Source organism: Escherichia sp. MOD1-EC5189, assembly GCF_002966045.1.
Lineage (GTDB): Bacteria > Pseudomonadota > Gammaproteobacteria > Enterobacterales > Enterobacteriaceae > Escherichia > Escherichia coli_F.
In genome coordinates, this window is the sequence record NZ_PTRX01000023.1 from 64478 (window position 1) to 83108 (window position 18631).

At 50.9% G+C, this 18631-nt stretch carries 17 protein-coding genes and 2 pseudogenes; 9 read left to right on the forward strand and 10 right to left on the reverse strand.

Features of this window, described 5'->3' with window-relative positions:
- Positions 1-85: 85 nt before the first annotated feature.
- The 4 genes from sbp to cpxP all read right to left on the reverse strand — a co-directional run bounded on the left by sbp (position 86) and on the right by cpxP (position 4089).
- A complete protein-coding gene (sbp, locus tag ATB02_RS18655; RefSeq protein ID WP_001045689.1) occupies positions 86-1075 on the reverse strand; it encodes a sulfate/thiosulfate ABC transporter substrate-binding protein Sbp in 990 nt (329 codons plus the stop codon).
- A gap of 319 nt (positions 1076-1394) precedes the next feature.
- Entirely contained in the window at positions 1395-2357 is a 963-nt protein-coding gene (pfkA, locus tag ATB02_RS18660) for a 6-phosphofructokinase (RefSeq protein WP_032185626.1), read from the reverse strand.
- A 180-nt stretch (positions 2358-2537) separates the two neighbouring features.
- Positions 2538-3440 (reverse strand): CDF family cation-efflux transporter FieF, encoded by a 903-nt coding sequence (fieF, locus tag ATB02_RS18665; protein WP_105272058.1) that lies wholly within the window; start codon positions 3438-3440, stop codon positions 2538-2540.
- Between the two features lie 148 nt (positions 3441-3588).
- Positions 3589-4089 carry a cell-envelope stress modulator CpxP gene (gene cpxP, locus ATB02_RS18670; RefSeq protein ID WP_001223800.1) on the reverse strand — a complete coding sequence of 167 codons (501 nt, stop codon included), beginning with the start codon at positions 4087-4089 and terminating at the stop codon, positions 3589-3591.
- A 149-nt stretch (positions 4090-4238) separates the two neighbouring features.
- Here cpxP and cpxR point away from each other — a divergent pair, with 149 nt between their 5' ends.
- Both cpxR and cpxA read left to right on the forward strand, forming a co-directional pair.
- A complete protein-coding gene (cpxR, locus tag ATB02_RS18675; protein ID WP_001033722.1) occupies positions 4239-4937 on the forward strand; it encodes an envelope stress response regulator transcription factor CpxR in 699 nt (232 codons plus the stop codon).
- Positions 4934-6307: an envelope stress sensor histidine kinase CpxA gene (cpxA, locus tag ATB02_RS18680; RefSeq protein ID WP_000580416.1), complete on the forward strand. Its 1374-nt coding sequence runs from the start codon at positions 4934-4936 to the stop codon at positions 6305-6307. The genes cpxR and cpxA overlap by 4 nt, the downstream gene beginning before the upstream one ends.
- A 105-nt stretch (positions 6308-6412) precedes the next feature.
- Here cpxA and yiiM read toward each other — a convergent pair whose 3' ends face one another.
- The 3 genes from yiiM to sodA form a co-directional block, all read right to left on the reverse strand.
- On the reverse strand, positions 6413-7087 hold the full coding sequence (gene yiiM, locus ATB02_RS18685) for a 6-hydroxyaminopurine reductase (protein WP_105272059.1): 675 nt from the start codon (positions 7085-7087) through the stop codon (positions 6413-6415).
- Positions 7088-7235: 148 nt separating this feature from the next.
- Positions 7236-8219 (reverse strand): 2-keto-3-deoxygluconate transporter, encoded by a 984-nt coding sequence (gene kdgT, locus ATB02_RS18690; RefSeq protein WP_001166064.1) that lies wholly within the window; start codon positions 8217-8219, stop codon positions 7236-7238.
- 259 nt (positions 8220-8478) lie between these two features.
- Entirely contained in the window at positions 8479-9099 is a 621-nt protein-coding gene (sodA, locus tag ATB02_RS18700; RefSeq protein ID WP_001297064.1) for a superoxide dismutase [Mn], read from the reverse strand.
- A gap of 284 nt (positions 9100-9383) precedes the next feature.
- Here sodA and rhaT point away from each other — a divergent pair, with 284 nt between their 5' ends.
- Positions 9384-10418, forward strand: a complete 1035-nt coding sequence (gene rhaT / locus ATB02_RS18705; RefSeq protein ID WP_105272060.1) for an L-rhamnose/proton symporter RhaT — start codon at positions 9384-9386, stop codon at positions 10416-10418.
- Here the strand turns inward: rhaT and rhaR are convergent.
- Together rhaR and rhaS are read right to left on the reverse strand one after the other, a co-directional pair.
- Positions 10415-11263, reverse strand: coding sequence for an HTH-type transcriptional activator RhaR (gene rhaR / locus ATB02_RS18710; protein ID WP_206748427.1), 849 nt, complete (start codon positions 11261-11263; stop codon positions 10415-10417). The genes rhaT and rhaR overlap by 4 nt on opposite strands.
- 73 nt (positions 11264-11336) lie before the next feature.
- On the reverse strand, positions 11337-12173 hold the full coding sequence (rhaS, locus tag ATB02_RS18715; RefSeq protein ID WP_105272062.1) for an HTH-type transcriptional activator RhaS: 837 nt from the start codon (positions 12171-12173) through the stop codon (positions 11337-11339).
- A gap of 287 nt (positions 12174-12460) precedes the next feature.
- Here rhaS and rhaB point away from each other — a divergent pair, with 287 nt between their 5' ends.
- The 6 genes and pseudogenes from rhaB to ATB02_RS26955 form a co-directional block, all read left to right on the forward strand.
- Positions 12461-13930 carry a rhamnulokinase gene (gene rhaB / locus ATB02_RS18720; RefSeq protein ID WP_105272063.1) on the forward strand — a complete coding sequence of 490 codons (1470 nt, stop codon included), beginning with the start codon at positions 12461-12463 and terminating at the stop codon, positions 13928-13930.
- Positions 13927-15186 carry an L-rhamnose isomerase gene (gene rhaA, locus ATB02_RS18725; RefSeq protein ID WP_105272064.1) on the forward strand — a complete coding sequence of 420 codons (1260 nt, stop codon included), beginning with the start codon at positions 13927-13929 and terminating at the stop codon, positions 15184-15186. The genes rhaB and rhaA overlap by 4 nt, the downstream gene beginning before the upstream one ends.
- Before the next feature lie 82 nt (positions 15187-15268).
- Entirely contained in the window at positions 15269-16093 is an 825-nt protein-coding gene (gene rhaD, locus ATB02_RS18730) for a rhamnulose-1-phosphate aldolase (RefSeq protein ID WP_032304219.1), read from the forward strand.
- Between the two features lie 9 nt (positions 16094-16102).
- Positions 16103-16417 (forward strand): L-rhamnose mutarotase, encoded by a 315-nt coding sequence (gene rhaM / locus ATB02_RS18735; RefSeq protein WP_000619503.1) that lies wholly within the window; start codon positions 16103-16105, stop codon positions 16415-16417.
- Positions 16418-16730: 313 nt separating this feature from the next.
- A pseudogene (locus tag ATB02_RS26950) lies at positions 16731-17012 on the forward strand (PTS sugar transporter subunit IIA); the annotation flags it as partial.
- A pseudogene (locus tag ATB02_RS26955) lies at positions 16988-17275 on the forward strand (putative frv operon regulatory protein); the annotation flags it as partial. The pseudogenes ATB02_RS26950 and ATB02_RS26955, both read left to right, overlap by 25 nt.
- A gap of 101 nt (positions 17276-17376) precedes the next feature.
- Here ATB02_RS26955 and ATB02_RS18750 read toward each other — a convergent pair.
- The gene (locus ATB02_RS18750) at positions 17377-18432 is read right to left on the reverse strand and encodes a YiiG family protein (protein WP_105272066.1); all 1056 of its coding nucleotides are present in this window, start codon (positions 18430-18432) and stop codon (positions 17377-17379) included.
- Positions 18433-18631: the final 199 nt, after the last annotated feature.

Genomic DNA, 18631 nt, shown 5'->3' on the forward strand with positions numbered 1-18631 from the left:
AGAGATGCAAGGGTAACGCAAAATCGTGACAAATAAAAAACCCGGTCGCGAGAAACCACCGGGGTTGATAATTATCCTGGGGAAATCAGCGTTTGCTGATCTGATCGAACGTACCGCCGTTAGCAAAATGCTCTTTTTGCGCTTTCGTCCAGCCGCCGAACTCTTCATCAATGGTGAATAACTTCAATTTTGGAAACGCATTTTCGTACTTTTTCGCTACCTCAGCGTCGCGCGGACGGTAGTAGTTTTTCGCGGCAATTTCCTGACCTTCTGGCGAGTAGAGATATTTCAGGTAGGCTTCCGCCACCTCTTTAGTACCTTTTTTCTCAACCACTTTATCGACCACCGACACGGTTGGCTCTGCGAGGATAGACTCACTCGGCGTGACGATTTCGAATTTATCTTTCCCCAGTTCATTCGCTGCCAGCAGAGCTTCGTTTTCCCAGGCAATCAGTACATCGCCAATTCCGCGCTCGACAAAAGTGTTAGTGGAGCCGCGCGCGCCAGAATCCAGAACTTCGACGTTTTTATACAGTGCCCGAACAAAATCCTGCGCTTTTGCCTGATCGTTGTTGTTGTGGTGCAGCGCGTAGCCCCAGGCAGCCAGGTAGTTCCAGCGCGCGCCACCAGAGCTTTTCGGATTAGGCGTGATCACCGAAACACCCGGTTTAATCAGATCGTTCCAGTCATGGATCTGCTTCGGATTGCCCTTACGTACCAGGAAAACAATGGTGGAAGTGTACGGTGCGGAGTTATCCGGCAGACGTTTGATCCACTCTTTATCAATCCGCCCGCGTTCCGCAATTGCGTCCACGTCATAGGCCAGAGCCAGAGTGACAACATCAGCTTCAATACCATTGATTACCGACGTCGCTTGTTTGCCTGAACCACCGTGTGACTGACGAATCACCACGTTATCGCCAGTTTGCTGTTTCCAGTGGGCGCTGAATGCCTTGTTGTACTGTTCGTACAATTCGCGCGTTGGATCATATGAAACGTTAAGAAGCTGAATATCCTTTGCCATAACGCTGGTTGCCGCCAGCAAAAATGTTAACCCTACGCCCCACTTGTTCATCGCCCGACTCTCTTATGTTGTGTTGTGATGAGCAAAGCGTGCCAGAAGGTTAACCAAACATTAAAGAATAAAAAAAGATTGGCTATAACTTGCGGGTATATGTTGGGGGATTAAAAAGGCGGAAGAAATCCGCCTCATATTGCTGAAAAAGTGCGCTTTGTCCATGCCATATGCGGCGCGAACGCCTTATACGGCCTACAAAAGTTTGCAAATTCAATAAATTGCAGAATTCATGTAGGCCTGATAAGCGAAGCGCATCAGGCATTTTTGCTTCTGTCATCGGTTTCAGGCTAAAGGAATCTGCCTTTTTCCGAAATCATTAATACAGTTTTTTCGCGCAGTCCAGCCAGTCGCCTTTGAACGGACGCTTCATGTTTTCGATAGCGTCGATGATGTCGTGGTGAACCAGCTGTTCGTTCTGGATACCTACACAACGACCGCCGTAACCTGCCAGCAGCAGATCGATAGCGTAAGCGCCCATACGGGAAGCCAGAATACGGTCGTAAGGCACCGGAGAACCACCGCGCTGGATGTGGCCCAGCACAGTTGCACGGGTTTCACGACCAGTTTCTTTCTCGATGAAATGCGCCAGTTCGTCAACATCACACATGTGTTCGGTAATCGCCACAATGGCGTGTTTCTTACCTTTCGCGATACCCGCTTTGATTTCATTTACCAGGTCATCACGGCTGAATTCAACTTCCGGAACTACAACGAATTCACAGCCACCGGCAATGGCCGCAGCCAGGGTCAGATCGCCACAATAACGACCCATCACTTCCACCACGGAAATACGCTGGTGAGAAGAAGAGGTGTCACGCAGACGGTCGATCGCTTCTACAACGGTGCTCAGCGCAGTGAAGAAACCGATAGTGTAGTCAGTGCCTTTGATGTCGTTGTCGATGGTACCCGGCAGGCCGATGCACGGGAAACCCATTTCGGTCAGACGCATTGCACCCATGTAGGAACCGTCACCGCCGATAACCACCAGCGCGTCGATACCACGTTTTTTCAGGTTTTCGATAGCCACGGCGCGGATGTTCTCGTCGCGGAATTCCGGGAAACGCGCAGAACCGAGGAACGTACCGCCACGGTTGATCATGTCAGACACGCTGTAACGGTCTAGCTGTACCATACGGTCTTCATACAGACCCAGATAGCCGTCATAAATACCCATTACTTCCAGACCTTCTGTCAGCGCAGAACGAACAACCCCGCGAATTGCGGCGTTCATGCCTGGCGCATCACCGCCGCTTGTCAACACACCGATTTTCTTAATCATGACTACCTCTGAACTTTGGAATGCAAAATGAAATCTGTTGCCGGAAGTCTTCTTGCACATCGAAGTGATCCAACGAATGTGCAAATAGTATAACAATCACTTCCTGCTGAATTGATTCAGGTCAGGCCAAATGGCGGTATTTTATACACAAAATGCGGGTCTGGCTCTCTTTTATACTGATTATGAAAGCATAGACCGTTTACCCTCCCTGGGTACGACGGAACAGGGATCCTGATGGATAATCACATCCGATCCCGGAAAACGCCGTAAAATAGCCTGCTCTACCTGATCCGCCACCATATGTGCCTGAACCAAAGGCAGAGAGTCTTCCATTTCCAAATGAATCTGAATAAAGCGGGTCGGCCCTGACTGCCGCGTGCGAAGATCGTGAGCGCCGCTAACACCCGGCCAGGAAGTCACGATATCAATAATTTCTTGTCGTTCGTCATCGGGCAAAGCGCGATCCAGTAATGACTGTACCGCCTCATATCCCATGCGTAACGCGCTATATAAAATATAGATGCCGATTCCCAATGCAAACAAAGCATCGGCGCGATGCCAGCCGTACCAGGACAACCCCAGCGCCAGCAGAATTGCGCCGTTCATCATAACATCAGACTGGTAATGTAGCATATCTGCCCGCACCGCCTGGCTTTGCGTCCGGCGCACCACCCACCGCTGAAACGAGACAAGGATAATCGTACAAATTAGCGCCACAATTGTCACGATAACCCCGACGCCTGGATCTGTCATCGGTGTTGGAGATACCAGATGTTGAATACCCGTCAAAAACAGGAATAGTGCCGAACCGGAGATAAACATACTTTGCGCCAGCGCCGCGAGGGACTCAGCTTTACCGTGACCAAACGAGTGATTATCGTCGGCAGGTTGCAGGGAATATCGCACCACCAGTAAATTCGTCAACGACGCGCCGATATCCACCAGCGAATCCACCAGCGCGGCGAGAATACTCACCGACCCGGTATACCACCATGCAAAAATTTTAATCAGCAATAGCAGCGAAGCCATCGCCGTTGCAGCAATCGCCGCCCGACTGACCAGCCGTCCATAAGATTGATTCATAAATACTCCCGCTATCAACTGACGGTAGTATAACGGAAGCAAATCATCTGCAATGCATTAAGCAGTAGGCAAATTGAGGATAAAAAAAACCCCCACATCATGTGGGGGAAGACAGGGATGGTGTCTATGGCAAGGAAAACAGGGTTTACTACTGGGAACGTGAGTTGCTACTACTCAATAGCTTCAACGATGAACTTTTTTGCCATTGCGTCACGTCGCGCAACTGCTCCATTCGTTGTTGATGTTTCTCGTTTAAAACCGCTTGCTGCTCCGGCGTTAACAGGCGATACATTTGGTTGCGGACTTTTGCCATCTCAACCTGACGAGCAATTTGCTCATTCGCCATTTTTTCTGCCTGTGCGCGCACAGCGTTTTCATCAAAATTTTCTGCGGTGACAAGGCGATGCATTGTCTCCAGTTCGCTAACATTAACAGGAGGCTGTTCGTGCCGGGCCTGTTGCATAAGATCTCGCATCTGCTGACGCTGATGTTCGGTTAAACTTATGCCGTCGAACATATGGCTCTGCGTACTGCGCTGCGTAAGTTCTTCACCCGGATGCCAGTTATCGCCTGAACCGACTTCAGCAGCGTGGCTTAATGAACTGACTGCCAGCGTTGAGGCCATGACGGCAGCGGTAACTATGCGCATCATTTGCTCCCAAAATCTTTCTGTCGCGATTCAACGATAGAGAGTTTACGATTCAGGCTGCAAACATGCGTCAGGGGGTGTAAAACAACGTAAAGTCATGGATTAGCGACGTCTGATGACGTAATTTCTGCCTCGGAGGTATTTAAACAATGAATAAAATCCTGTTAGTTGATGATGACCGAGAGCTGACTTCCCTGTTAAAGGAGCTGCTCGAGATGGAAGGCTTCAACGTGATTGTTGCCCACGATGGGGAGCAGGCGCTTGATCTTCTGGACGACAGCATTGATTTACTTTTGCTTGATGTCATGATGCCGAAGAAAAATGGTATCGACACATTAAAAGCACTTCGCCAGACACACCAGACGCCTGTCATTATGTTGACGGCGCGTGGCAGTGAACTTGATCGCGTTCTCGGCCTTGAGCTGGGCGCAGATGACTATCTCCCGAAACCGTTTAATGATCGTGAGCTGGTGGCACGTATTCGCGCGATCCTGCGCCGTTCGCACTGGAGCGAGCAACAGCAAAACAACGACAACGGTTCACCGACACTGGAAGTTGATGCCTTAGTGCTGAATCCAGGCCGTCAGGAAGCCAGCTTCGACGGGCAAACGCTGGAGTTAACCGGCACTGAGTTTACCCTGCTCTATTTGCTGGCACAGCATCTGGGTCAGGTGGTTTCCCGTGAGCATTTAAGCCAGGAAGTGCTGGGCAAACGCCTGACGCCTTTCGACCGCGCTATCGATATGCACATTTCCAACCTGCGTCGTAAACTACCGGATCGTAAAGATGGTCACCCGTGGTTTAAAACCTTGCGTGGTCGCGGCTATCTGATGGTTTCTGCTTCATGATAGGCAGCTTAACCGCGCGCATCTTCGCCATCTTCTGGCTGACGCTGGCGCTGGTGTTGATGTTGGTTTTGATGTTACCCAAGCTCGATTCACGCCAGATGACCGAGCTTCTGGATAGCGAACAGCGTCAGGGGCTGATGATTGAGCAGCATGTCGAAGCGGAACTGGCGAACGATCCGCCCAACGATTTAATGTGGTGGCGGCGTCTGTTCCGGGCGATTGATAAGTGGGCACCGCCAGGACAGCGTTTGTTATTGGTGACCACCGAGGGCCGCGTGATCGGCGCTGAACGCAGCGAAATGCAGATCATTCGTAACTTTATTGGTCAGGCCGATAACGCCGATCATCCGCAGAAGAAAAAGTATGGCCGCGTGGAACTGGTCGGTCCGTTCTCCGTGCGTGATGGCGAAGATAATTACCAACTGTATCTGATTCGTCCGGCCAGCAGTTCTCAATCCGATTTCATTAACTTACTGTTTGACCGCCCGCTATTACTGCTGATTGTGACTATGTTGGTCAGTACACCGTTGCTGTTGTGGTTGGCCTGGAGTCTGGCAAAACCGGCGCGTAAGCTGAAAAACGCGGCCGATGAAGTTGCCCAGGGAAACTTACGCCAGCACCCGGAACTTGAAGCGGGGCCACAGGAATTCCTTGCCGCTGGTGCCAGTTTTAACCAGATGGTGACCGCGCTGGAGCGCATGATGACCTCTCAGCAGCGTCTGCTTTCTGATATCTCTCACGAGCTGCGCACCCCGCTGACGCGTCTGCAACTGGGTACGGCGTTATTGCGCCGTCGTAGTGGTGAAAGCAAGGAACTGGAGCGTATTGAAACCGAAGCGCAACGTCTGGACAGCATGATCAACGATCTGTTGGTGATGTCACGTAATCAGCAGAAAAACGCGCTGGTGAGTGAGACCATCAAAGCCAACCAGTTGTGGAGTGAAGTGCTGGATAACGCGGCGTTCGAAGCGGAACAGATGGGCAAGTCGTTTACAGTTAACTTCCCGCCGGGGCCGTGGCCGCTGTACGGCAACCCAAACGCCCTGGAAAGCGCGCTGGAAAACATTGTTCGTAATGCTCTGCGTTATTCCCATACGAAGATCGAAGTAGGCTTCGCGGTAGACAAAGACGGTATCACCATTACGGTGGATGATGATGGTCCTGGCGTTAGCCCGGAAGATCGCGAGCAGATTTTCCGTCCGTTCTATCGCACCGATGAAGCGCGCGATCGTGAATCTGGCGGTACGGGCTTAGGGCTGGCGATTGTCGAAACAGCTATCCAGCAGCACCGTGGTTGGGTGAAGGCAGAAGACAGCCCGCTGGGCGGTTTACGGCTGGTGATTTGGCTGCCGCTGTATAAGCGGAGTTAAACTCCGCATTTGTAGGCCGGATAAGGCGTTTACGCCGCATCCGGCGTTTGAGCAGAATGCCTGATGCGACGCTGGACGCGTCTTATCAGGCCTACTCTCCGGGGGTTATTTTCCCCACAACCGGCGGGAAAAATCTTCAATCTTGCCGCTAAGTCGGCGCTTCTGCATCGTTCGCGTCCAGCTTTTCGATAGTCCGGCTGCGGAAAGCAAACGGTGATACTGCTCATCATCAAACGGCATATGCCATGCGATGGCGGCAGCCTCCTGCACGGTCACATCACTGACACGGGAAACCAACTCCAGCGGCGCATCAGCAGATACCAACCCTGGCGCAATCACGCTATACAACCACCCCACTTTACCCGTGTTTTGCATCAACTGCGCTATATCGCTGATATCAAAATGGTAATTGAGTTTATAGCAAGGGGAGCGTGGCTGGCTGACCTGAATTAATGCCTCTCCCCAGCGGAAAATATCGCCAATATAAACATTACTTTCCGTCAGACCGTCGGTTGAGAGATTTTCGCCAAACGCAGGCGCAACAAACAGCTCCGCCTGTTCCGGAAATTCCCGCGCCCAGTAGAGATAATGCTCACGAGGATAATGACACAGCGCTCTGTCTGGCCCACCGTGAACGACTTTCTCTGCCTGCTCGTCACCTTCCAGCCCCAGCTCTGTAAGCATCAATTCGCCATCAACCTGGATTTTGGCAATTGCGCTGGGTTTGCCTTCGGGATAAGCCTGAATCTTGCCCGTGTATACATCAACCGGATATCGCATCTGTTCCCTCTCCACGAGAAATTTCCCCATTAGACCATATTTATTTTATGTCAGGCGTGCTGTTTTCGCGGTATGTATCCAGGCAGGAGCTCAATAGCAAACCGGACGAACGTTAGTTCATCCGGCTGTGGGGATTAAGGAGGCAGGTTTATTTTACCGTGCCTAAAATTTCGATTTTCGCCACTCTGGCTTTGACTTTACGTGACCAGATAGAGGTAAGAATTGGCACCAGAATCGAAGTCACAATGACCGCCGTCGCGACCAGCGAAGTTGCTGCCGGAGCCATCGGTTTAAACGCAGGCACCATTTCTGCAATCAGCACAGGTGTCGCTACCGCGGCCCCTGCGGAACTGGAAGCGGCAATTCCGGCAGTGCCATCGCCACCGCCAATCAATTTATCGGCGATAATCAACGGAATACCGGTCACGATAATTACTGCCACACCCAACAGGATCCCCAGCAAACCTGTCTGGGCAATTACAGTCAAATCAATGGTATTGCCCAGCGCGAAGGCAAAGAATGGAATCAGCGTCTGCACCGCTTTGCTGAAAAATTCTCGTAATTCAGGGTCAAGGTTCCCAAGGGCAAAGCCCACCAGGAACGGTAATACTGCGCCGACGAAAACATGCGGTTCAAACGAGGCAATCCCGGCAGTGCCCAGAATAATCATCGTCATGAGCGGCCCGGACTCCAATGACATCAACACAAATGCCCCAGCTTCTTCTTTCGTACCGTACTGCTGCATGATGGAAGCGTAAAGCCCGCCGTTGGTCATATCCATCGCCGCCACCAGCGCCAGCGTTGAAAGTCCGGCAAAGAATCCAACTTCAACACCATGTTCCGGAATAATGCGCGAGGCAATTGCCGCAACCACCCACGCGACGGCAATTTTTGTTACCACCAGCGTACCGGATTTACGCAATACCGTTCCCGTCGCGCTTAATTTTATTGACGCCCCCATGCAAAAAAACCACACCGCCAGAATGGGCACCGTACCGGTAATCATCCCGTTGGTGAATGATCCAAAATATTTCCCCGCCCCCGGCGAGAAGGTGTGGCACAGTGCGCCAAGGAATAGCGGGACAAGCATCATCCCCCCCGGGATTTTCTCAATCGAGCGTTTTATCTGCATTTCCATCACCTGTCGGCATATTTTTAAGGGCTGATGCGTAATTCCTCAATGGAGCATCAGTGTTGATGAAAACGAAGATAGACATTCATTTAATCAATAAAAGTGATCAAAACCACATCAATTGAAACACTGTTTTATTTTTATCGGATCATTGTTTTTATTTTGAAATTGATCACAAAAAAACCACCGCCGTTGGCGATGGTTCATTTTTTAAGCTGATATGCGGCGTAAACGCCTCATTGCAGCAGGCGGCAAATGATTATTTTTTCGCCGCGAAACGTGCCGCTGCTTCGTCCCAGTTCACCACGTTCCAGAACTCTTTGATGTAGTCCGGGCGGCGGTTCTGGAATTTCAGGTAGTAAGCGTGTTCCCACACATCTAGGCCCAGAATCGGGAAGCCGGAAGCGCCAGAAATGGCTTCACCCATCAGCGGGGAGTCCTGGTTAGCAGTAGAAACCACCGCCAGTTTATCGCCTTTCAGTACCAGCCATGCCCAGCCGGAGCCAAAGCGGGAAGCTGCCGCTTTCTCAAATTCTGCTTTGAAGTTATCAACGGAGCCGAAGTCACGTTCGATAGCCGCTTTCAGGTCACCCTGTAAGGTGGTGCCTTTTTTCAGACCTTTCCAGAACAGGCTGTGGTTAGCGTGACCGCCAGCGTTGTTGCGCAGTACGGTTTTCTTGTCTGCTGGCAGCTGGTCCAGTTTGGTGATCAGCTCTTCAACCGGCAGGTTGGCAAATTCTGGCAGGCTTTCCAGCGCCGCGTTGGCGTTGTTGACGTAGGTCTGATGGTGTTTGGTGTGGTGGATTTCCATGGTCTGCTTATCGAAGTGCGGTTCCAGGGCATCGTAAGCATACGGCAGGGATGGCAGGGTATAGCTCATATTCATCTCCAGTATTGTCGGGCGGCCGATTGTTAATGCCGCGTAAGCAGTTGGTTCATTATAGTTAATTAAATGATGTTGAAAATGATTATCAATGCCGTACTTTTCGTAAGGGTATGGTTTTGCAGGAAAATGCCCGAGATGTGAAGCAAATCACCCACTTAATGCCGTGATTGCCAGTAAATCGACAACGGCGGCAACAGGCGAAAGGTTAATCGACAGCACGATTTTTACACTCATCTCGTCGGAGATGTGACGCGACGAAAAATGATGAGGATAAGAAGATGAGTAACGCGATTACGATGGGGATATTTTGGCATTTGATCGGCGCGGCCAGTGCAGCCTGTTTTTACGCGCCGTTCAAAAAAGTAAAGAAATGGTCATGGGAAACCATGTGGTCAGTCGGTGGGATTGTTTCGTGGATTATTCTGCCGTGGGCCATCAGCGCCCTGTTACTACCGAATTTCTGGGCGTATTACAGCTCGTTTAGTCTCTCTACGCTGCTGCCTGTTTTTCTGTTCGGCGCTATGTGGGGGATCGGTAATATCAACTACGGCCTGACCATGCGTTATCTCGGCATGTCGATGGGAATTGGCATCGCCATTGGCATTACGTTGATTGTCGGTACGCTGATGACGCCAATTATCAACGGCAATTTCGACGTTCTGATTAATACCGAAGGCGGACGCATGACGTTGCTCGGCGTTCTGGTGGCGCTGATTGGCGTAGGGATTGTAACTCGCGCCGGGCAGTTGAAAGAGCGCAAGATGGGCATTAAAGCCGAAGAGTTCAACCTGAAAAAAGGGCTGGTGCTGGCGGTGATGTGCGGCATTTTCTCTGCCGGGATGTCCTTTGCGATGAACGCCGCAAAACCGATGCATGAAGCCGCTGCCGCACTGGGCGTCGATCCACTGTATGTCGCTCTGCCAAGCTATGTTGTCATCATGGGAGGCGGCGCGATCATCAACCTCAGTTTCTGCTTCATTCGTCTGGCAAAAGTGAAGGATTTGTCGCTAAAAGCCGACTTCTCGCTGGCAAAACCGCTGATCATTCACAATGTGTTACTCTCAGCACTGGGCGGGTTGATGTGGTATCTGCAATTCTTTTTCTATGCCTGGGGCCACGCCCGCATTCCGGCGCAGTATGACTACATCAGCTGGATGCTGCATATGAGCTTCTATGTATTGTGCGGCGGTATCGTCGGGCTGGTGCTGAAAGAGTGGAACAATGCAGGTCGCCGTCCGGTAACGGTGTTGAGCCTCGGTTGTGTGGTGATTATTGTCGCCGCCAACATCGTCGGCATGGGCATGGCGAATTAATCTTTCTGCGAATTGAGATGACGCCACTGGCTGGGCGTCATCCCGGTTTCCCGGGTAAACACCACCGAAAAATAGTTACTATCTTCAAAGCCACATTCGGTTGAAATATCACTGATTAACAGGCGGCTATGCTGGAGAAGATATTGCGCATGACACACTCTGACCTGCCGCAGATATTGATTGATGGTCATTCCAGTCTGCTGGCGAAATTGCTGACGCAAAACGCGCTCACTGCACGATGCCTCATCACAAAATTTATCCAGCGCAAAGGGACTTTTCAGGCTGGCCGCCAGCCGGGTAATCAGCTTATCCAGCAATGTTTCGCTGGATGTTGGCGGCAACGAATCGCTGGTGTAACGATGGCGATTCAGCAACATCACCAACTGCCCGAACAGCAACTCTGCCATTTCGTTAGCAAACGGCACATGCTGACTACTTTCATGCTCAAGTTGACCGATAACCTGCCGTGCCTGCGCCATCCCCACGCTACCTAAGCGCCAGTGTGGTTGCCCTGCGCTGGCGCTAAATCCCGGAATCGCCCCCTGCCAGTCAAGATTCAGCTTCAGCCGCTCCGGGCAATAAATAACATTCTGCAAAACCAGATCGTTAACGGAAGCGTAGGAGTGTTTATCGTCAGCATGAATGTAAAAGAGATCGCCACGGGTAATGCGATAAGGGCGATCGTTGAGTACATGCAGACCATTACCGCGCCAGACAATTACCAGCTCACAAAAATCATGTGTATGTTCGGCAAAGACATCTTGCGGATAACGGTCAGCCACAGCGACTGCCTGCTGGTCGCTGGCAAAAAAATCATCTTTGAGAAGTTTTAACTGATGCGCCACCGTGGCTACCTCGGCCAGAGAACGAAGTTGATTATTCGCAATATGGCGTACAAATACGTTGAGAAGATTCGCGTTATTGCAGAAAGCCATCCCGTCCCTGGCGAATATCACGCGGTGACCAGTTAAACTCTCGGCGAAAAAGCGTCGAAAAGTGGTTACTGTCGCTAAATCCGCAGCGATAGGCGATGTCAGTAACGCTGGCCTCGCTGTGGCGTAGCAGATGTCGGGCTTTCATCAGTCGCAGGCGGTTCAGGTAACGCTGAGGCGTCAGTCCCGTTTGCTGCTTAAGCTGCCGATGTAGCGTACGCAGCGAAAGAGAAAATTGATCCGCCACGGCATCCCAATTCACCTCATCGGCAAAATGGTCCTCCAGCCAGGCCAGCAGCAAGTTGAGACGTGATGCGCTGTTTTCCAGGTTCTCCTGCAAACTGCTTTTACGCAGCAAGAGCAGTAATTGCATAAACAAGATCTCGCGACTGGCGGTCGAGGGTAAATCATTTTCCCCTTCCTGCTGTTCCATCTGTGCAACCAGCTGTCGCACCTGCTGCAACACGCTGTGGTTAACGCGCCAGTGAGACGGATACTGCCCATCCAGCTCTTGTGGCAGCAACTGATTCAGCCCGGCGAGAAACTGAAATCGATCCGGCGAGCGATACAGCACATTGGTCAGACACAGATTATTGGTATGTTCATACAGATGCCGATCATGATCGCGTACGAAACAGACCGTCCCACCGGTGATGGTATAGGGCTGCCCATTAAACACATGAATACCCGTGCCATGTTCGACAATCACAATTTCATGAAAATCATGATGATGTTCAGGAAAATCCGCCTGCGGGAGCCGGGGTTCTATCGCCACGGACGCGTTACCAGACGGAAAAAAATCCACACTATGTAATACGGTCATACTGGCCTCCTGATGTCGTCAACACGGCGAAATAGTAATCACGAGGTCAGGTTCTTACCTTAAATTTTCGACGGAAAACCACGTAAAAAACGTCGATTTTTCAAGATACAGCGTGAATTTTCAGGAAATGCGGTAAGCATCACATCACCACAATTCAGCAAATTGTGAACATCATCACGTTCATCTTTCCCTGGTTGCCAATGGCCCATTTTCCTGTCAGTAACGAGAAGGTCGCGAATTCAGGCGCTTTTTAGACTGGTCGTAATGAAATTCAGCAGGATCACATTATGACCTTTCGCAATTGTGTCGCCGTCGATCTCGGCGCATCCAGTGGGCGCGTGATGCTGGCGCGTTACGAGCGTGAATGCCGCAGCCTGACGCTGCGCGAAATCCATCGTTTTAACAATGGCCTGCATAGCCAGAACGGTTATGTCACCTGGGATGTGGATAGCCTGGAAAGTGCCATTCGCCTTGGATTAAACAAGGTGTGCGAGCAAGGGATTCGTATCGATAGCATTGGGATTGATACCTGGGGCGTGGACTTTGTGCTGCTCGACCTACAGGGTAAGCGTGTGGGTCTGCCCGTTGCTTATCGCGATAGCCGCACCAATGGCCTGATGACGCAGGCACAACAGCAACTCGGCAAACGCGATATTTATCAGCGTAGCGGCATCCAGTTTCTGCCCTTCAATACGCTTTATCAGTTGCGTGCGCTGACGGAGCAACAACCTGAGCTTATTCCACACATTGCTCACGCTCTGCTGATGCCGGATTACTTCAGTTATCGCCTGACCGGCAAGATGAACTGGGAATATACCAACGCCACCACCACGCAACTGGTCAATATCAATAGCGACGACTGGGACGAGTCGCTACTGGCGTGGAGCGGTGCCAACAAAGCCTGGTTTGGTCGCCCGACGCATCCGGGTAATGTCATTGGGCACTGGATTTGCCCGCAGGGTAATGAGATTCCGGTGGTCGCCGTTGCCAGCCATGATACCGCCAGCGCGGTTATCGCCTCGCCGTTAAACGGTTCACGCGCCGCTTATCTCTCTTCTGGCACCTGGTCATTGATGGGCTTCGAAAGCCAGACACCATTTACCAATGACACGGCGCTGGCAGCCAACATCACCAATGAAGGCGGGGCGGAAGGTCGCTATCGGGTGCTGAAAAATATTATGGGCTTATGGCTGCTTCAGCGGGTGCTTCAGGAGCGGCAAATCAACGATCTTCCGGCGCTTATCGCCGCGACACAGGCACTGCCGGCTTGCCGCTTCACCATCAATCCCAATGACGATCGCTTTATTAATCCTGACGAGATGTGCAGCGAAATTCAGGCTGCGTGTCGGGAAACGGCGCAACCAATCCCGGAAAGTGATGCTGAACTGGCGCGCTGTATTTTCGACAGTCTGGCGCTGCTGTATGCCGATGTGTTGCATGAGCTGGCGCAACTGCGCGGTGAAGATTTCTCGCAACTGCATATTGTCGGCGGCGGCTGCCAGAACACGCTACTCAATCAGCTATGTGCCGATGCCTGCGGTATTCGGGTGATCGCCGGGCCTGTTGAAGCCTCGACGCTCGGCAATATCGGCATCCAGTTAATGACGCTGGATGAACTCAACAATGTGGATGATTTCCGTCAGGTCGTCAGCACCACCGCGAATCTGACCACCTTTACCCCTAATCCTGACAGTGAAATTGCCCACTATGTGGCGCGGATTCACTCTACACGACAGACAAAGGAGCTTTGCGCATGACCACTCAACTAGAACAGGCCTGGGAGCTGGCGAAACAGCGTTTCGCGGCAGTAGGGATTGATGTCGAGGAGGCGCTGCGCCAACTTGATCGTTTACCCGTTTCAATGCACTGCTGGCAGGGCGATGATGTTTCCGGTTTTGAAAACCCGGAAGGTTCGCTGACCGGTGGGATTCAGGCTACTGGCAATTATCCGGGCAAAGCGCGTAATGCCAGCGAGCTACGTGCCGATCTGGAACAAGCTATGCGGCTGATTCCGGGTCCGAAACGGCTGAATTTACATGCCATCTATCTGGAATCAGATACGCCAGTCGCGCGCGACCAAATCAAACCAGAGCACTTCAAAAACTGGGTTGCATGGGCGAAAGCCAATCAGCTCGGTCTGGATTTTAACCCCTCCTGTTTTTCGCATCCGCTAAGCGCCGATGGCTTTACGCTTTCCCATGCCGACGACAGCATTCGCCAGTTCTGGATTGATCACTGCAAGGCCAGCCGCCGTGTTTCAGCCTATTTTGGCGAGCAACTCGGCACACCGTCGGTGATGAACATCTGGATCCCGGATGGCATGAAAGATATCACCGTTGACCGTCTCGCCCCGCGCCAGCGTTTACTGGCAGCACTGGATGAAGTGATCAGCGAGAAGCTGGATCCTGCGCACCATATCGACGCCGTTGAGAGCAAATTGTTTGGTATTGGCGCGGAGAGCTACACGGTTGGCTCCAATGAGTTTTACATGGGGTATGCCACCAGCCGCCAGACGGCGCTATGCCTGGACGCCGGACATTTCCACCCAACTGAAGTGATTTCCGACAAGATTTCCGCCGCCATGCTGTATGTGCCGCAGTTGCTGCTGCACGTCAGCCGTCCGGTTCGCTGGGACAGCGATCACGTAGTGCTACTGGATGATGAAACTCAGGCGATTGCCAGTGAGATTGTTCGTCACGATCTGTTCGACCGGGTACATATCGGCCTGGATTTCTTTGATGCCTCTATCAACCGCATTGCCGCGTGGGTCATTGGTACACGCAATATGAAAAAAGCCCTGCTACGTGCGTTGCTGGAACCTACCACTGAACTGCGCAAGCTGGAAGCAGCGGGTGATTACACTGCGCGTCTGGCGCTACTGGAAGAACAAAAATCATTGCCATGGCAGGCAGTCTGGGAAATGTATTGCCAACGTCACGATACCCCAGTGGGTAGCGAATGGCTGGAGAGCGTGCGGGCTTATGAAAAAGAAATTTTGAGCCAGCGTGGGTAAACACTGCCGGATGCGGCGCGAGCGCCTTATCCGGCCTACGGGTCGTGCATCCGACAACACCAAATTTACAGGAACACAGAACATGCAAAACATTACCCAGTCCTGGTTTGTCCAGGGAATGATCAAAGCCACCACCGACGCCTGGCTGAAAGGCTGGGACGAGCGCAATGGTGGTAACCTGACGCTGCGCCTGGATGACGCCGATATCGCACCGTATCACGACAACTTTCATGCACAACCGCGCTATATCCCGCTCAGCCAGCCCATGCCTTTACTGGCAAATACACCGTTTATTGTCACCGGCTCCGGCAAATTCTTTCGTAACGTCCAGCTTGATCCTGCGGCTAACTTAGGCGTCGTAAAAGTCGACAGCGACGGCGCGGGCTACCACATTCTCTGGGGGCTAACTCACGAAGCCGTTCCAACCTCTGAACTTCCGGCTCACTTCCTTTCCCACTGCGAGCGCATTAAAGCCACCAACGGTAAAGATCGGGTGATCATGCACTGCCACGCCACCAACCTGATCGCCCTTACCTACGTACTGGAAAACGACACCGCGCTCTTCACTCGCCAGCTTTGGGAAGGCAGCACCGAGTGTCTGGTAGTGTTCCCGGATGGCGTCGGCATTTTGCCGTGGATGGTGCCCGGCACGGACGAAATCGGCCAGGCGACCGCACAGGAAATGCAAAAACATTCGCTGGTGTTGTGGCCCTTCCACGGCGTCTTCGGCAGCGGTCCGACACTGGATGAAACATTCGGTTTAATCGACACCGCAGAAAAATCAGCACAAGTATTAGTGAAGGTTTATTCGATGGGCGGCATGAAACAGACCATCAGTCGTGAAGAGCTGATAGCACTCGGCCAGCGTTTCGGCGTTACACCACTTGCCAGTGCGCTGGCGCTGTAAGGAGCAAATATGATCCGCAAAGCCTTTGTCATGCAGGTTAACCCCGACGCCCACGAAGAGTATCAGCGTCGGCATAATCCAATCTGGCCGGAACTGGAAGCAGTGTTGAAATCTCACGGTGCGCATAACTACGCCATTTACCTCGACAAAGCGCGTAATCTGCTGTTTGCCACGGTAGAGATTGAATCTGAAGAACGGTGGAATGCGGTAGCCAGTACTGATGTTTGCCAACGTTGGTGGAAGTATATGACCGACGTTATGCCCGCTAACCCGGATAACAGCCCAGTCAGTAGCGAGCTGCAAGAAGTGTTTTACCTGCCGTAATTGCCCAATGTGCCGGAGACGCCTCCGGCACAATACTTTTAATTTCTACTTAAAAAAATAAACATATTGCACCTTCAATGAGTATATCCAGGCAAGTTATATTTCCCCGATACATTATGAGCAAATCACAAAAATAATGAATAACTCATTAATGATTCATGTCGTTTATTTAAATAACCATTATTTGCATTACTCCGCAAACCTGACCTTTCCCTCTATCTCGAATTGTCATCGTTTGCCGACATATCGACTCTCATCACTTAGTCGCTCCACCATTACAATGGGTTAAAATATATTTTATGGAGTTCGATTAATGGCTGCTCTTACTGCAAGCTGTATTCCCTTGAATATTCAGGGCAATAGCGATTATTCCATTCTGAGACAGCTGGCTACAATAGCATGTCAAAATGGTTTCATTACCGATTCTCATACGTTTCTGCAGATCCTACTGCGACGCGAAAAAATGCACTCCACGGGATTTGGTTCTGGCATTGCCGTACCACAAAAAGCGCCTGCGTTAAACTACCCTTCGTGTTATTCGCCCGCAAAGCACAGGCCATTAACTGGAAAGCCAGCGACGGCGAAGGCGAAAACCTGATTGTTAATCGTCTCGCCATCCCACATGGCTGGAGCGAACAGGAACGCCGTTTTCGTGGATTTTTTATTACCCTCGCCCAACCGCTCGAGGTGAATAACGAAGTCATTAACCATGTGTTGATCGCCTGTGCCGCCGCTGATGCGCGCCACGAGTTGAAAATATTCAGCTCTCTGGCAAGCGTACTATGTACGTATCCGGCGGAGACTATTGCCGGGCTAACGGGATATGAAGGGTGTATAGCGTTACTTCGTCAGGAGTGAATGATGTCGGATCCACGTTTGACACGGCTTAACGACGTGTAGGTCGGATAAAGCGTTTACGCCGCATCCGACCTTGTATTTCTCAGCAAAAATAAAAACGTTTAACGCAGGCGATTATAATCATCGACCATTTCGTTGTACTCGCGTAACGCTCGCGGAAATGAGTCGTCGACCATCCAGCTTGTGTTTGCATCCTGAAGTTGCTCTTTATCCCAGTCAGAATACGGAACTTTATCTCTGACGCGGCGAACATATTTTTTAGCCTCGAGTTGATACTGGTCTGCCGAATTAATGAACGAGAAATTCATACCGCCTTTATCCGCTTCTTTGGCCTGCGCCACCAGCGTTTCCAGTTCAGAGACTTTCTTCATTGCCGCATCAACATCAAACTTCTCTTGCGAAATCAGGTTATTAATTTGTTTCGCTGAAATCATGACTGCCAGGGAGTAGTAGTGGAATGTTTTTCCTTCTGTTTCTTCAATATTTTTCAGTTCCGCAAGCTGACGCTTATCGTTAATTTCCTGAATCGCCGCATGATAAGATTCTGCTACAGGTTCAAAGGCTTCAAGATTTTTTAAGAATGTCTGGTGCAGCGTTTTCCCTTTCGCAAACGCATCGTCTTTATAATTTTCCTGGGTGTAATATTTATCCATTTCGTTAATGGTATTACCCAACGCCACGGCAGCATCAATATAACTCACCGCCACGCCATCAATAGGTTGCAGCGCAGGCGTTAACGCCACAGCACTTTTTACGCCTTTTTCACACTCAGCGAGGTTGGATTCACTAATACCGTAGATACCATAAACAGTACGCTCTTCACCGGTAGGGCCCTGTTTAAAATCTTTCAGCCAGTCAGCATAACGCGCCAGACTGCTCTGTACAGGGATCTGTAACTTGTTGTAGCACTTGATATAGACATCCATTTTTTCGTCGAAAACCGCTTGTTCATCGACCACCGGTTGAGCAGGCGTTTCAGGTTTAACTTCTGCTTTTGTAACGGGAGCTTCAGCAGGTTTCGCTTCAGGAGCTGGTGCGGCAGGTTGACTATTGGCAGGCGGGGGCGTTTCTGTTTCGGATTTTTTATCGTCACAACCCGTGAGACCGAGGGCCATTATGGCGACTATAATAGCGGAAGATAATAAATTCCTTTTCATTTAATTGCCTTATAAATAGATAAATAAGAGAGTGAATATAATAAATGAAAAAAGAAAATGTCACTACACGCGTTTTGTTTATAAATAAAACGATAAAATTCACGAAATGAATAAATCCTGCAATTTAATATATATCGCAGGACTTATTTTAATTAATTACTCAAACGCTGCGGATGGGTATAAACCGTTGCCCGACCCG

Excerpts from the sequence above, each read along its gene's own strand:
- sbp (WP_001045689.1), bottom strand. The coding sequence starts at position 1,075 with ATGAACAAGTGGGGCGTAGGGTTAACATTTTTGCTGGCGGCAACCAGC.
- pfkA (WP_032185626.1), bottom strand. The coding sequence starts at position 2,357 with ATGATTAAGAAAATCGGTGTGTTGACAAGCGGCGGTGATGCGCCAGGC.
- fieF (WP_105272058.1), bottom strand. The coding sequence starts at position 3,440 with ATGAATCAATCTTATGGACGGCTGGTCAGTCGGGCGGCGATTGCTGCA.
- cpxP (WP_001223800.1), bottom strand. The coding sequence starts at position 4,089 with ATGCGCATAGTTACCGCTGCCGTCATGGCCTCAACGCTGGCAGTCAGT.
- cpxR (WP_001033722.1), top strand. The coding sequence starts at position 4,239 with ATGAATAAAATCCTGTTAGTTGATGATGACCGAGAGCTGACTTCCCTG.
- cpxA (WP_000580416.1), top strand. The coding sequence starts at position 4,934 with ATGATAGGCAGCTTAACCGCGCGCATCTTCGCCATCTTCTGGCTGACG.
- yiiM (WP_105272059.1), bottom strand. The coding sequence starts at position 7,087 with ATGCGATATCCGGTTGATGTATACACGGGCAAGATTCAGGCTTATCCC.
- kdgT (WP_001166064.1), bottom strand. The coding sequence starts at position 8,219 with ATGCAGATAAAACGCTCGATTGAGAAAATCCCGGGGGGGATGATGCTT.
- sodA (WP_001297064.1), bottom strand. The coding sequence starts at position 9,099 with ATGAGCTATACCCTGCCATCCCTGCCGTATGCTTACGATGCCCTGGAA.
- rhaT (WP_105272060.1), top strand. The coding sequence starts at position 9,384 with ATGAGTAACGCGATTACGATGGGGATATTTTGGCATTTGATCGGCGCG.
- rhaS (WP_105272062.1), bottom strand. The coding sequence starts at position 12,173 with ATGACCGTATTACATAGTGTGGATTTTTTTCCGTCTGGTAACGCGTCC.
- rhaB (WP_105272063.1), top strand. The coding sequence starts at position 12,461 with ATGACCTTTCGCAATTGTGTCGCCGTCGATCTCGGCGCATCCAGTGGG.
- rhaA (WP_105272064.1), top strand. The coding sequence starts at position 13,927 with ATGACCACTCAACTAGAACAGGCCTGGGAGCTGGCGAAACAGCGTTTC.
- rhaD (WP_032304219.1), top strand. The coding sequence starts at position 15,269 with ATGCAAAACATTACCCAGTCCTGGTTTGTCCAGGGAATGATCAAAGCC.
- rhaM (WP_000619503.1), top strand. The coding sequence starts at position 16,103 with ATGATCCGCAAAGCCTTTGTCATGCAGGTTAACCCCGACGCCCACGAA.
- ATB02_RS18750 (WP_105272066.1), bottom strand. The coding sequence starts at position 18,432 with ATGAAAAGGAATTTATTATCTTCCGCTATTATAGTCGCCATAATGGCC.